This window comes from Lewinella sp. (assembly GCF_050633125.1).
Classification (GTDB): domain Bacteria; phylum Bacteroidota; class Bacteroidia; order Chitinophagales; family Saprospiraceae; genus Lewinella.
In genome coordinates this window covers 37,268-52,378 of record NZ_JBOEFX010000079.1, presented here as the reverse complement: position 1 = coordinate 52,378, position 15,111 = coordinate 37,268, and the positions used below count along the sequence as shown (strand labels likewise).

Below are 15,111 nucleotides of genomic sequence, written 5' to 3'. Positions count from 1 at the left end.
CTAACCATGTTTATTATGAAAAATGATCTCAAACGTCGTGAATTTCTAACGTCCATTAGTATGCTCGCAGCTGGGACACTGTTGCCCGGTTCTGCTTTTAACTTTGGAGGGAGCAGTAAACTCAAGGTTTGCCTCGTCGGCACAGGGGTACGCGGAACCAGCTTCTGGGGAAAACGCCTGGTCGAGAACTACTCGGATTTGTTGGTCTTTGTAGGTTTGTGTGACCACAACGCTGGTCGCTTGGAATACGCATTGGAATACATGGGCGTAGACTGCCCCACTTTTCTGGACTTCCCCACTATGGTGGAAACTACTAAGCCCGACTTGATTATTGTAACCACAAAGGATTCTACCCATCACGAGTTTATCATCCAGGGATTGGAAATGGGTTGTGATGTCCTTACGGAAAAACCCCTTACGACCGATGAAGTCAAATGTCAGGCGATCCTAGATGCGGAGCGTAAATCGAGCAAAAAACTGATTGTTGGCTTCAATTATCGTTGGAGTCCTTACATGACCAAAATCAAGGAGCTTTTAGCGAATAATACTATCGGGAAGGTCACTTCGGTTGATTTTAACTGGTATTTGAATACGCATCACGGGGCGTCCTATTTCCGGCGTTGGCACGGGCTACGGCAGTCTGGCGGTACGCTTTGGGTACACAAGGCTACCCATCATTTTGACCTGCTCAACTGGTGGCTGGACTCCGACCCGGCGGAGGTGTTTGCCTATGGCGCATTGGAGCACTACGGAAGCAACGGCCCATTTCGTGGAGAAAATTGCCGTACCTGCGAACATAAAAACGACTGTAAATTCCATTGGGATATCACCAAGAGTGAACGCATGATGAACCTCTACGTCAAGAACGAGCACCATGATGGTTACATCCGCGACAACTGCCTGTTCCGCCCTGAAGTCAATATTTATGATAAAATGTCAGCGCAGATCAAGTATGCGAATGAGGTAGTGGTCAACTATTCCCTCACGACCTATTCTCCCTTTGAAGGCTGGCGAATTGCCTTCAACGGTACTGAGGGGCGCATTGAAGCGTGGCATGATATTCCGTACAATGATGACAACAACCTGTCTCAAGCAGAACTTCATGCCCTGGAGATGGATCAATCTGGGGGTGAGCTGGATTATCACCCAATGATTGTACACAAGAATTGGAACACGCACGAGGTCGTCCAGGTAGGGTCTGAACGCAGCGGCCACGGCGGTGGAGATATTCGTTTGCATGATAAAATATTCAGGAACCCCGATAATCCCGATCCTCTCAAGCACGCTGCTGGTATCCGCGATGGCGCGATGTCCGTCTTGATTGGTATTGCTGCCCGCAAGAGCATCGAAGCTAATGAACCCGTCCGAATAGCAGAGCTTACGGATTTACAGCCGCGGGCGAAACGTATTTAACCAAGACAATTTCCAAAACCATGGACAAGCGTATTCTTTTAACCTTACTAATTGTTGTTTCGATATTTCTTAATTCCTGGAGCCAGCAATTGGCCTTTCCCAGCGCGGAAGGATTCGGTGCTTACGCCAAAGGCGGAAGAGGCGGACAGGTCATTTACGTCACCAATCTGAATGACGATGGCCCGGGGAGTTTGCGGCAGGCGGTAGAGCAAGAGGGCCCGCGTACCGTTGTGTTTGGAGTATCGGGAACGATAGAACTGAAGGAAAGGCTTAACATTGAAAATCCTTACCTAACGATTGCCGGGCAGACGGCACCAGGAGACGGTATTTGCCTGAAAGGCGAAACAGTAAAAATCAGAAGCCACGATATTATCATTCGCTATCTCCGTGTTCGTCTCGGAGATGGAATGCAGGGAATCGGCAGTAAACAGGGAAAAGATGCCATCGATATTTCAGAAGGGAAGGATATTATCATTGATCATTGTTCTGCGAGTTGGAGCCTGGATGAGAGTTTATCCTCTTCCACCAGATTTCCGACGTTGACGAACGTCACAGTGCAGTGGTGCTTCATCACGGAAGGTCTGAATCCGGATAATCATGGCTTTGGTTCTTTAATACGTGGAACGGGAGGCGCTCAGTACAGCTATTTGCACAACCTTTATGCGCACAATCAAGGTCGTAATCCTCGCCCTGGTAACTATGATAGCAACCCTTATTACGAAGACCCTGATGGTTTGCTGTTGGACTTTAGGAATAATGTGATCTACAACTGGGGCGGTGGGCATGCGGGCTATAACAATGATACCATTAGTGTTACGCGACTGAACTATGTAGGTAATTATCTGATTCCGGGGGGGGATTCAGAAGCTAATGGCATCGCCTATTCCACTCGATCAGCCTATAACCGTGCCTATTTTGCAGGCAATTATTACGACCATCAGCTTACCGATAACCCTTGGGAGGTCGTGAAATTCAGAAAAACCTGGACGGAGGAAGAAGTAAGTGCCTACAAGCAAACCGCCGCATTTGAAGCCGGGCCCATCAACAAAGAAGATGCTCCTACTGCCTACCAGCGCGTACTGGCTTCGGGTGGAGCTAGTTTGCCAAAAAGAGACTCGGTTGATTTGCGCATCGTGGACGGTGTGAGGAATGGCACGGGCAGTATCATCAAAAGCCAGGAAGAAGTAGGCAGTTGGCCCATCTTAAATTCAACACCTGCCCCTGTGGATACCGACCAAGATGGGATGCCCGATGAATGGGAAAAGCAAAATGGCCTTGATCCAGACAACGCAGCGGATGGAAACAAGGTAGGCAAGGATGGGTACACCATGTTGGAGGAATATTTGAACAGCATCACCTTCGCACCTACAGAGGTCCCATCAAATACCGATCAATACGCGGATTATGACTTTGTGGTAGCTGCCGACGGCAGTGGTGATTTCACAACCGTCCAGGAAGCCATTGACGCGGTTCCCGCACTGCGGCGCAACCGTACCCGGATATTTATCAAGAATGGTGTCTATAAAGAAAAGTTGGTGCTGCCCACCACCACCGTCAATGTTTCCCTGATTGGCGAAAGTGTAGAACAAACGATCCTCACTTTTGACGATTACGCCAGCCGGAAAAATCGCTTTGGGGAAGATATTGGCACCTCAGGCTCTGCTTCTTTCTTTTTGAATGGAGATGGCTTTAGTGCTAAAAATATCACCTTTGAAAACGCCGCCGGGCCAGTTGGTCAAGCCGTGGCCGTGCGCGTGGATGGCGACAAAGTACAGTTTGAGAATTGCCGCTTTCTTGGCTTTCAGGACACCCTCTACACCCACGGCATCAATAGTCGGCAGTACTACAAGAACTGCTACATTGAAGGCACGGTGGATTTTATCTTTGGCTCTTCTACCGCCGTTTTTGATGATTGCAAGATCAATTGCAAAAGCCCCGGCTACATCACAGCAGCCTCCACCAAGGAAGAGACGGAGACGGGTTATGTCTTTCGAAATTGCAAGATTTTTGGGGAGGTAAAGCCCGCATCCGTCTACCTGGGCCGCCCGTGGCGACCTTACGCCAAGGTAATCTTCTACGCCTGCGAACTCTCCGATATTATCCGCCCAGAAGGTTGGGACAATTGGCGCAACCCCGAGAATGAGAAAACCGCTTACTACGCCGAATACCAAAATACGGGTGTTGGTGCGGCTATTGATCAACGCGTTAACTGGTCACACCTTCTTACAGAAGAGGAAGCCGCGCAATACCAATCGTTGGAATTGCTACTGCGCGGCTGGGATCCGCTGTCGGCAGAGTAGGTTTATTGCTGTTGCCCAACGATTGTTGTCACCAAGCTGTTGAGATAAACCTCTACATTATCGTATACCGGATGCAAATCATGCCCGTTGGCTTGAGGCTGATCAATAGGCAATTGATGCGCTTGCTTCCAGGTGTCAGGCATGCCATCGCCGGAAGTGTCTTCGGGGGCAGGAGCCGCCGCTAACTGGGGCCAGGAACCTACATCTTCTTGCGAGTCGATAATTCCTTCTGTGCTTCCATTTGAGCCAGCGGCGGTGTATTTACCCTCTCGCACATTTTCTACTATTCTCAAATCCACGGCATCCCTCACGTAAGAAGCACCTCCAATGGCTAAAACCTTTTCGTAAGCTTCCTCCGCCGAATGGGTAAAGACATTGTTATTAATGGGGTGCTCGGTAGTGATACGAATGGCAGCTTTTTCTTCCTCAGAGACTTCTCCGTAACGGGAATGAAATTGGTTGAAAACCCCTTGCTCCCAATTGTCAGTAGTTGTTTTCAGATGACCTGCGACGTAATTACCATTGATGTAGTACTTTCCCCAGATATTGTAGATGGCCGTTTCCGGTTTCGTGTTTTTATCAATGGCCACAATGCGGTTCCGATTTGAAGAGGCCGGCCCTGGCTTGTAGTAGCAATTGACAATATTCACATTCATAGCTTCACCGCCATAACAGCTGTTGTTGCCCCAGTTGTAGATGACATTGTTCCGGATGTCGGTTAGGTCGGTGAGCGCAAAAGCATCTCCGGCTCGTTCGCCAAGGCGAGGATTTCTACTAGCATGATTGGCGATGAGATTGTGGTGGAAGGAAGCATTTTTACCGCCCCAAATAGCGCCATAACCATGTGCTCCCTTATGATGAACAGAATTGTTGAGGCTTTCGGAGATGATGCACCATTGTAAGCTGGTATTGGTATTGTCATAAAAAGAAACACATTCATCTACCGACCAGCTCATGGAACAATGATCAACGATGATATTACTCCTTCCGCGAGCTTCCAGGGCATCTGCTTCCTGGTTTTGCTGGTCGCCGAGCCGGAAGCGCAAGAAACGAATGATGACGTTGTCTGCCTGAATAACGACGGGGTAATCTTTGATACAAATGCCAGCACCGGGAGCACTTTGCCCAGCAATAGTGAGATTTCCTTCCCTAATATTTAGGCGAGAGCGAAGGGCAATTGTTCCCGAGACCTTAAAAAGCACAAATCGGGCTCCAACTGTTTCAACGGCAGCTCGAAAACTCCCAGGGCCATCATCATTGAGGTTAGTAACGTAAAGCACTTTTCCACCTCGACCACCAGTTGTGAATTGGCCAAAACCTTCCGCACCAGGAAAAGCTGGGACCTGGATTAGAGGTGTATTGTCAGCAATGTTAGGCGGCTCGGCGGTTGTAAGTTCTTGCTGATTAGCACAGCCTTCAATTAATAGCAATAGCATCAGTAAGTATAAGTAGGAGGTTACTTTGGGAGATCGTAACATAAGCTTGGTTAATTAGATTAAATAAAAAATCCCGGATTCCACCTAAGTGAAATCCGGGAAAAAGTACATTTTATAAAAAAATTACTGGACGCGCCAGCGTGGGTCGCCAGCATCCATACGGCCACTAAAGCCAGTGTCTTTGAAGTTGAAATCCATGCCAACGTAAGGGTCTACCCAAAGGTCTTCTGCTGTTCCTGCGTAATTCAATGCAGGGAATCCAGGGATTTCAGAACCAGGAGTGAAGGCGAAATCAGAAGTTGCATAAGTATTAACGATGTTGAAAAGCGTAGCTTCAAGCCCATCATAAATGCCTCTTACTGCCAGGTTGCCAGACATCCCTTCGTCCCAAGCGTGACCCCAAATAGAGTTGGTGATAGAAATGCCATTGAAAACATTGCTCAATTCACCATCTGTTCCGCGCCAGCGGAAAACGATGCCATCCGGATCAGCCAATTCACTAAGCGTACAATTGTCAATTACTACAGATTGAGCGTTTTGACGAGTAGTCATGAAAGCGTGAATCTTGGTAAATGTACTGTTGGTAAAGGATGCGTTGTCAAAGGCAGCATTACCGGCCCCATCTGTATCACAAGTAACAACTCCATAGTTTCCAATAGAGTGGACAATAGAATTATTAATGTTATAATTGGTCAAGAACATTTGTGTCCTCATCCGAATAATACCCCGGAAGTTATTGATCACACAGTTGTCAAAAGTAAGTTCATTAACCACTGTCAGTGTAGAAAGATTGGGGTTGAAAACATAGTCTCCTCCAATGTCTTCTCCCCGAAGTTCAACATCAATGAAGCGTACATGGTCAATCATCGCTCCTTCCAGGAAATTCCAGTTGCCAGTAGTAAACAAGATGGCTTTTTGTTCGCCAAAACCATAAGCCGCTGTGATCGTAATCGATTTGTCGAGTGGATCAGAAGGCAGGTTGTATAATACGCCTTTCTTGAGTACAATAATTTGGCCGTCTGTTGCTGTAGGAATAGCATTGATTACAGCGTCGGGGTCATCAGAAGTACTCAGGTCAATCACGTTTGGATCAGTGAGGTCAATGGCACTGGCAATCATATTGTAAACTTCCCAACCGCGCAAGACTTCTCCATCTGCACCACTGTAAATAGCGATTTGATAGCTAGTCAATGGTTGTAGTCCGGAAACGATAAATTCACCGTTCTCCTGTGCTTCCGTATCCATGTCAAATTCGAGTAATGGATTAGCCAAAACCTCATCTGCGACAGTAAATACGCGGATTTTTGTAATCGGAGCACCAAGTAACTCCCAGCTTACACGTGCTTGAACGTCCAAGATGTCTCCAACTGTTGGGATGTTAAGAATAGAAGGGAAACGTTCTGTACGTACACTTCCAAGATCAGAAGCTCGGCTATCAAAAGTAGGATCGGCAGCGTGGGCAGTTACCTGAATTTGGTAAAGTGTATTCCAAAGTAAAGATTCACCATTTAGTGTCTCTTCATTGATGACGACAAAGTTGGTATCTGACTCTATAGTATACAAGGTGCTGGCAAAACTGTCACGGCTTACCTCTAAAGTATAGGAAACCGCATCTTTGATGTTGCCCAAGTTGACAATAATCGTATTGAGTTCTGCATACAAATCTTCACTCAAGACAGGGCGGAAAAGACGAGTTTCTTCGTAAATAGCTTCATCTTTTTCACAAGAAACCAGTGAGATACCGATAGCACCAACCAGCAAGAACATTGCCAGACTGAGATTCAGTTTTATATTTTTCATTGTTAAATTTTATATAGTCATTCATGTTTATTGAAGAAGCCTGCTTATTGGTTGGACATTTGCCGACCAATAAACAGGAGCTAACTTCAATCTAGAATCCGTAGCCGTCGTTGGCTAATACCCCCTGGCTATTGGTGACAGCCTCTTCCGGGATAGGGAAAATATAGCGCGCTACTCCTGGTTTAGGACCTTCGTCGATGTAGTTACGCCAGTCTTTAGTGATCCATTCCTTATAGGTCGTTACCTCATCCCGAAGCCCGAGCAACCAAGATTCTCGTGTCCAGGTTTCATCCGGAGCAGCAGCAATTTTCTGGTTAGGGTTAAGTACGGTAAAACGACCACTTTCGTCACGTTTCCAGTAGATGTAGTCAGGTAAATCTGCATAAGGGCCTGTTCCTTCAAAAGCAGAATCTGCCATGTCTTTGAGGGTCTGAACCGTCTCGGCCATTTTCTCGGAGTAATTACCCCAACGGATAAGCTCGTATTTACGGATCATCTCTCCACCAAATTCCCACGCACGCTCATTAACAATAGCTTCAAAGAACTCTTCTTTACTTGTAGAAATATTGGCGAGGTAGTTGTCTACTTTATCATCCCAAAGGGCGCTATCAAAAGCACGGCGTCTTACCCGGCTGAAGGATTCTATAGCGGCAGCTGTAGGGCCGTTAAGCTCGTTTTCTGCTTCGGCGTGCATTAGTAATACATCTGCATAGCGTAGCATCGGCCAGTTGATTCCTGTTCCTTTAGCAGAAGAAGATCCAGGGCCAGCATCAAGGTAATAACGACTCCATTTTCCCTGAGAAATATTGGAGATGCCACCGTTGACGAATTCTTCTTGGAATTCCGTGTTTACGATGTAGTACGCACAAGTCACATCACGGCGTGTATCAAGTGTATCGAAAGAATAGTAGTAGGAGGGAGGCATCGCCATATAATTGTTGCCTGATCCGTAGCTGTGGGAAGCTGTAGCCCCCCCTTGAACAGTTACACCAATGTTCCAACCTACATCACCATTACCTTGTGCAAAAGGAACTTCGAAAAGAATGTCATCATTTACAGGTGTTACAAACTTTGCATTGTTCAGGAATACCTGGCGGAAATCTTCCGGTAGTGGGCGATCCTTTAGGCTTATCAGTTTTTCGGTATAATCTTTAGCAACCTGGTAGTAAGTCAAGTAATCATTGGGGCGTTCCATATTCAACGAAGGAGTAAGGTAGTAACCACCACGCTGTAGCGCAATTCTGGCAATTAGGCCAAGGGTATATTCCCGGTTGACTTGCTCAATGCCATAGGGCAGTTCTTCAGCCCATAACATTTTACCTTCAATAGCCATCATGTCTTCAATGACCTGAGAAAGGATGACATTGCGATCTTCTTTACCCAAAAAGAAGTCATTACCAGCTTTAGGCGCAAGCCGAACATTAGGGACATCTCCAAAGTGATAGGTTAAGATGCTATACCAGTAGGCCCGTAAAGTGTAGGCTTCACCCAATAAGTGGTACATGGTCTTGGAAATGAGAACGTCGTTGGAGTTAAGGGCTTCACTGGCTTCAATACCTTCAATTGCAATGTTAGCATCACGAATAGCCGTATAAGCAGCATTCCAAACTTTACTCAAGTCGCCATTACTGGCTAGTGCGTTCAAGTCCCAAATTTGGTAGCGATCACCAGAGCTGGTCCAGCCGCTTTGGCGTTCGATATCGGTATTGCCTGTCATGTTGTTGGACAGGCGGGAACGAAACCCATCTACGCCAAACTGCACATAGATAGCATTGACGCCTTTGCGGGCATCGTCGACATTTGAAAAAACATAGTTGGTGTCGAAAGTCGAAATAGAATCTGGCTCCAGAAAATCGCTACACGCTGTGAACGCCAAGGCCATGATTGCTATAATATAATATTTGAGTCTCATATTATTAATATTAGAAGTTCGAATTAGAAGGTTACGTTAAGCCCGAAAGTGTAAGAGCGGCTTCTTGGGAAGGCAGAGTAATCAACACCCGGCGTAAGTGCCGAATAAGCTGAGTTTCTGCTAGTGCTCACTTCAGGATCATAACCCGTGTAGTTCGTCCAAACGTATAGGTTGTTGCCCGTTAGGTATAGACGGAGGCTAGAGATACCTAGCTTCGAAACCATGCTGGTAGGCAAAGTGTAACCGATGGTAGCATTGTTTAAGCGAATGAAAGAACCATCTTCTACGGCCCAAGAATGGATGACAGCCTGGGCTACACCGTAGCTGTTGTGCGACCAGATGTTCTTATCTGCGTTCAGCTCAGCCAATTGAGCTAGATCCGTAACAATTTCACCAGGTGTGCCGGTATAAGAACCATCAATGTCAACGTAGGTAAAGCGGTTGTCTGAGTTCATCGTATTCAATAAGTTGCCATAGGTTACCCGACGGAACTGATTGTATTGAATCTTACCTGTATTATAGATGTCATTACCGTAAGACCAGTTGAAGAACAAGGCTGCATCCAGGCCTTTGTAGCGCAGATCCAAGCCTATTCCACCTTGGTGTTTGGGCAGGGTGTTGCCAATTACCTGACGGTCGTCGCTGTTAATAACACCATCACCATTGAGGTCTTTCAACTTTAGGAAACCAGGGCGAAGATTAGGATTTCCCACTGTCGCACCAGCGTTGGGTACACCGTCGTTGAGGGTGTAAGTATCACTTGTTTCATTGTAACCACTAAAGTCATCAGTAGTATAGTAGCCATCAGTAACGTAGCCGTAAATATCACCAAGGGTACCACCAACTTCCAGGTAGAAGTCATTCTGGTCTTTCAAGTCAGTACTCGCCCAATTTGATTGGAAGAAGCGAGCGTCGGTACCGTCTAGTTCTTCAATCTTAGCACGGTTAATACCGATGTTGAAATTGGCAGATAACGTAAAGTCAGAACGGCTGATCAGGTAGGTGGTTAAGCCCAACTCTACGCCTTTGTTAGAGGTAGAGCCGATGTTGTTCCATTGTGTACTAAAGCCGGTATTCGAAGGAATAGCTGACTGTAAAAGAAGATCCTCCGTGGTATTGCTGTAGACGTCGATGCTACCAAAGACGCGACTTTCAAACAAGGAGAAATCAAGACCAAGGTTACGGTTGGTCGTTGTTTCCCACTTGAGGAAAGGATTGTACAATGTGCTGCCAGACGGCGTATAGTAAACGTTGTCAACATTGCCGAAACCAGGGCCTCGGTTGGTAGAACCTACAAAGAGGAACTGGGTAGCGGTCGCATCAATACGGTCGTTACCAGTTTGTCCGTAGCTCACCCGCAGTTTCAATTCTTGGATAGCCTTAGAGTTTTGTAAGAAAGGTTCTTCAGAAATTTTCCAGCCGAATGCTACGGCAGGAAAGTATCCAACACGATTGTCTTTCGCAAAACGGCTGGAGGCGTCAGAACGCATGGTGGCCGTAAAGAGGTAGCGATTGTTAAGCTGGTAGTTTGCTCGACCGAAGAAAGATACGCGATTTGCATCCGTAAATTCTTCCGTCTCGTGGCGGTCAGTACGACCAAAAGTCATGTTGGCAAACAGTTCTTCTGGTGTAATAGATAAACGGAAATCCTCTGCCCGTACAAAATCAGAACTGCCACCGTTAGAGTAGATTTCGTGGCCGACCAAGAAGTCCAGGCTTTGATTTTGCCCCACATTTACATTGTAGTTGGCGGTGTTTAACCAGCGATAAGAATTACGCTCAATATCCGTTTTTTGCCCCAATGGAAGACTACCACCGTTGTTGAATGACTCTCCGGTGAGTGGCCCATAAAAGCGCAAACGTTTGTCAAAGGTTTTGGAGCCTGTAAACGTAGTCTTCAGGTCAAGATTGTCAATGACATTCCAGTTCAACGCTGCGTTGAAAACGTAATCATTAATGGTTCTTTTTCGCCAATCTTGCTTTACCAAGTCTGTAGGGTCAACCAAGCTGCGTAAAAACGTCTGGTAATCATCACTGGCATCTAGTGCGTTGAGGTCTATTTCCAACTCGTCAGCAATACCGTTGATGGGGCGAGTTTGTACGGCATCTTTAATGGTAATCTGAGAACTACCTGAAGTACCAGCTCCATCAATGACTGTTCCAGTAACACGGGTAGATGCCTCAAAAGTCAGGCGATCAGAAATTTCCTGGTTCAACTTAAAGTTTAAAGCGTTTCTTTGAAAACCTGAGCCAATCATCAAGCCTTCATCAGTGTTATTGGTAAGGCTTAGGCTTAGCTTCGTCTTATCATTACCACCGGACATGCTCACGTTGTGATACTGCGATAGCCGAGGGTCACCAAAGAGTTCTTCCTGCCAGTCGGTAGGTCTTCTTTCTTGGTATAGTTCCAAGTCATCGTATTTCCCGAAAAATTTTTCAAAATTACGCAGGTCAGCATCAGAACGTAGTTTGGCGTACTCGTAATTAGCTAAGGCGTATTCGTAGGGAGATAGCACTTCGTAACGACGATAGTCAGGCAGCTCCTTTAATTGGACAAAGCCATTGTAGGATACCTTTATTTTTCCGGCAGCAGCTCTTTTTGTGGTGATTACAATAACACCATTAGATGCCTGGGCACCATAAATAGCAGTAGCCGAAGCATCTTTCAGTACACTGATGCTTTCGATGTCGGAAGGTGGAATATCCCGAATACTGCTAACAATGAACCCGTCAACAACATATAAAGGAGAGTTATCCTGAGTAATGGACCCTCCACCTCTAACGCGAATGACTACCTCTGCATCGGGCGAACCGTCAGTAGTTAATACATTCACACCAGGAAGGCGCCCCGTTATAGCCTGGGCGGCATTCGTAATGGGAATCTGTGAAATTTTGTCGCCCGAAAGGGAAGCTACCGAGCCCGTCAAATCTGAACGACGGACGGAGCCATAACCCACAACGACCACCTCGTCTAGCATGGATGCACTAACGTTCATGACAATGTTAAGGACTTGGCTATTACCTACAGGTACTTCTTTGGGAGCATAGCCTGTGTAGCTAAGCTCCAAAGTGTCATTAGGAGAAGCCTTAACTTCAAAGTTTCCATCATAATCTGTAACTGTTCCAGAGCCGGTGTTTTTGATCATCACCGTTACCCCTATAAGGGGCTCGTTGTCTTCTGAAACGACATTTCCCCTGATGGTGTTTTGCCCCAGTAAGGTGGTGCTCCCCAGGAGGAGGAAGCCTACCAGTAGAGCAAATAATGTTTGTAGCTCTCTACGTTTCATGAATAATAGTTTTATAAAGTTGAGTGTATTAGAAATTATACACAAAGAAAGCAGAGAGGAGTGAGATGGAGGCGATTTAGGAGCATTCAAGAATTCACAAAAGTGTAGCAATATTTCACTTTAATAACTAGAGTTGTTTTCTATTGATAATCAGCTGGTTATGTTGTGTGTAAGGAGGGGTGTTTTACTTGGCGTGCTGTTTTTGCACAATTTATTACGCTAGCTATTGTTGTTTTGGCTAAGTTTTAAAGATTATTGTAAGCCAATGAGTTACTTTGCCGAATCATCTTTTGTTTTTGGTACCCCCAATCTTCCTTTTTAGAGGAGGATTGGGGGTGTTTTAGACGGTATAGTACTTTTTTAAGCCGGACTCTAAAAAGAGACTTGAGTTCTTTCTTACATTTTAGAAGTAGATTTGGCTCTCTCCATCTCCAAGCTGGCTTTCATAAAAGGGCCTATCCCTTTTGCATCATTATCGCGCACGGGTTCCCCGATATAGTATTCATAGGAACCATCACGATAAGGGTTGCCACCTAAGCCCGCTACTGCACACCCACTAGTAAGGTGTATTTCCCCATCGTCATCTACGCGGATAAAGGTTTTGAGAATACCTTTGTAACTTTCGGTACCCATTGTAAGATATTTCTCGTCCAGATAGCCTTCATTGGTTCCTTTGAGCATTGCATAGGTAAACATGCAAGAGCTTGTGGATTCAAGGTAGTTACCTTCCCGATCAGGATAGTTGAGTACCTGCCACCAGGTATTTGTTTGAGGGTCACGAACTTTGAGAACCGCCTCCAAAGTGCGGTTGAGGATAGCAATGAGTGTTTCCCTTTCCGGATGATCTTGCGGAAAGTGCTCCAAAACATCTACCAGCCCCATGCAGTACCAACCTATAGCGCGGGCCCAGAAGTGTTGAGAGCAACCTGTTTCCGGGTTGGCCCATTGCTGCAAGCGGCTCTCGTCCCAGCCGTGATACAGTAGGCCTGTGGCTGCATCTTTGGTGTGCTTTTCGGCAAGAATAAATTGTTGGGCAATATGGTCGAAAATTTTAGGCTGGTTGTTCTCCTTCGCGTATCGTGCCTGAAAAGGTTCACCCATAAAAAGGCCATCAAGCCAGATTTGCCAGGGGTACCGCAGTTTGTGCCAGTAGCCGCCTTCTGTTGTTCTGGGTTGCCAATTTAGCTGCTGCTGAAGTTGATCAATAGCTGTCTGGTAGCGTTCGTCACCTGTTTTTTCGTAAAGTTTGAAGATCAGCGGGCCGGGCGCAATATGGTCGATGTTGAATTTAAAAATGTCATAATCACGAATACTGCCATCTGCGAGAACCATCGTGTCACCATAGCCCTTGGCGTATTCAAAATAGTAGTCTTCTTTACTAGCTGCGGCGACGTCCATAATGCTGGAAAGGACCAGTCCTTGGGTGTAGTTCCAACGCGGTTCGGTAGCAAAGTCGTTCATCCACGCTTCCGGAGCTCGTTTCATAATGGAGAGTGCCATTCGTTCCGACCAGGGTTTTTCTTCCGAAATACTAACGGTCATCGCAATAACGTCATCAGCGCTGAGTCCTTCCGGCACGGTGTTTTGTGTACTGTCGCATTGCCAACAAGACAGTGCAACCAGCCAAAGACTCACGATGGCTGCCAATGGATAGCTTTTGGATATTTTCATTGATAAGCTTTTTGTCAGATTAAGTTTGATGATGAAGCTGAATTTTAGAGACGAACATCTAGTGGTGAAGACAACCCTGTAACTACTCCATCAAGATATTTGACGAAGGCTTCTTCTGTTTTTATTGCATTGGGCTCTTGCTCCCAGGCAGCCATAAAGTAGTAGGTGAGGCGAAGGTCTTTGGGCGTAAGTACGACTACGTTGCTATGTTCATCTTGTGTAGTTTGCTGGGCGTCAGCGATTCGGTACACGACGGCCATGCCTAGGTGGTCTTCGGCCAGACTTTGTGCTCCCCAGGTAGCCAGGTAGGCCCATCCTCCATGGTTGCCTTGAATAACTTTGCCTTCTGGGTGTTTTACGATCCCGGTACATAGGTTAGCCAGCTCATTGCTAAGTATTACATCGTGCCGGGTGAGGCGGCTACCCGCGTGGATCGATAATTCGGACGTTACGTCCGTTTTTACATCACCGACCTGCCAGCCGAAGTAATTGGTGATAATCTTGCTTTCCACTACGCCATTTTCTACAATGGTGCAACTGAGCGAATCGGTGGTTTCTACGCGAAGAGCTTTGTCTTCTTGCCATGTTCCGAGTGCTCCAATGCCTAGCGATGAACCTACTTTGAGGACATCCATTCCCCAGTCAGAGGGTTCATGGTAGGAGTCAAATCCATCAAGGCCAACATCCTGTAAAACCATTTTGGGCGTTTTCTTACCAAAAATGTCGGTAGCATTCCGCCAGTCGAGGTAAAAACGGTAGCCTACAAGGTCTGATTCCCATCCTGGCCCTTCGTAACGGATAAACCACGAGTGATCTGTATGTTCAGGGGGGACATTGAGGTGGTCGATGTTTTTAAATTCCCCATCAATGTATTCCCGGCCCTCCCAGTGGCCATTGACCTTATGGGAAATCTCCGCCTGGGTGCGCTTGGGGAAAGTGGGCATTTTTTCTCCTTCTCCAAGTTCAACCAGTTGTACGGTTTTTTCTTCGTTCGCAGCAAAGTCGAGGAGGAGTGCGTACGTTTCTGCTACTCCGTCACCGTTATTATCATTTGCTTGAAATGGGACTGCATTTTCACCGCTGGTGAATTTTACTTTCGTTAAATCGAGCTCACTGAATTTTGTTTGTAATGTGGCAGCATCCAAAACAAACAAAGCGTCTATCCTTGGGGCGTCCAAAGTATTGCTCACTGTGAATTTTGCTTCGTTAGAAGAAGCTTCAGCCGGACTTGAGTCACAAGAGGTGAACAGGGGTAAAAGACCGATAATCAGGTAATAATATTTCATTTTAAA

At 46.4% G+C, this 15,111-nt stretch carries 8 protein-coding genes; 2 read left to right on the top strand and 6 right to left on the bottom strand.

Annotation, left to right across the window (positions count from 1 at the left end; translation table 11 throughout):
* The first annotated feature begins 15 nt into the window (after window positions 1–15).
* Both ACRBG0_RS17410 and ACRBG0_RS17405 read left to right on the top strand, forming a co-directional pair.
* Window positions 16–1,413 carry a Gfo/Idh/MocA family oxidoreductase gene (locus tag ACRBG0_RS17410; protein ID WP_431488139.1) on the top strand — a complete coding sequence of 466 codons (1,398 nt, stop codon included), beginning with the start codon at window positions 16–18 and terminating at the stop codon, window positions 1,411–1,413.
* Window positions 1,414–1,433: 20 nt separating this feature from the next.
* A complete protein-coding gene (locus ACRBG0_RS17405; RefSeq protein WP_431488138.1) occupies window positions 1,434–3,713 on the top strand; it encodes a pectinesterase family protein in 2,280 nt (759 codons plus the stop codon).
* A 2-nt stretch (window positions 3,714–3,715) separates the two neighbouring features.
* On the opposite strand, the gene ACRBG0_RS17400 is transcribed toward ACRBG0_RS17405, so the two are convergent.
* From ACRBG0_RS17400 to ACRBG0_RS17375, 6 genes are all read right to left on the bottom strand, one after another.
* Complete coding sequence (locus tag ACRBG0_RS17400) at window positions 3,716–5,191, bottom strand: pectate lyase family protein (RefSeq protein WP_431488137.1); 1,476 nt, start codon at window positions 5,189–5,191, stop codon at window positions 3,716–3,718.
* Between the two features lie 81 nt (window positions 5,192–5,272).
* Complete coding sequence (locus tag ACRBG0_RS17395; protein WP_431488136.1) at window positions 5,273–6,949, bottom strand: DUF4957 domain-containing protein; 1,677 nt, start codon at window positions 6,947–6,949, stop codon at window positions 5,273–5,275.
* Window positions 6,950–7,040: 91 nt separating this feature from the next.
* Window positions 7,041–8,861 (bottom strand): RagB/SusD family nutrient uptake outer membrane protein, encoded by a 1,821-nt coding sequence (locus tag ACRBG0_RS17390; RefSeq protein ID WP_026211588.1) that lies wholly within the window; start codon window positions 8,859–8,861, stop codon window positions 7,041–7,043.
* A 23-nt stretch (window positions 8,862–8,884) separates the two neighbouring features.
* Window positions 8,885–12,148 (bottom strand): SusC/RagA family TonB-linked outer membrane protein, encoded by a 3,264-nt coding sequence (locus ACRBG0_RS17385; RefSeq protein WP_431488135.1) that lies wholly within the window; start codon window positions 12,146–12,148, stop codon window positions 8,885–8,887.
* Between the two features lie 396 nt (window positions 12,149–12,544).
* On the bottom strand, window positions 12,545–13,819 hold the full coding sequence (locus ACRBG0_RS17380; RefSeq protein WP_431488134.1) for a glycoside hydrolase family 88/105 protein: 1,275 nt from the start codon (window positions 13,817–13,819) through the stop codon (window positions 12,545–12,547).
* Between the two features lie 44 nt (window positions 13,820–13,863).
* Complete coding sequence (locus tag ACRBG0_RS17375; protein ID WP_431488133.1) at window positions 13,864–15,105, bottom strand: DUF4861 domain-containing protein; 1,242 nt, start codon at window positions 15,103–15,105, stop codon at window positions 13,864–13,866.
* Window positions 15,106–15,111: the final 6 nt, after the last annotated feature.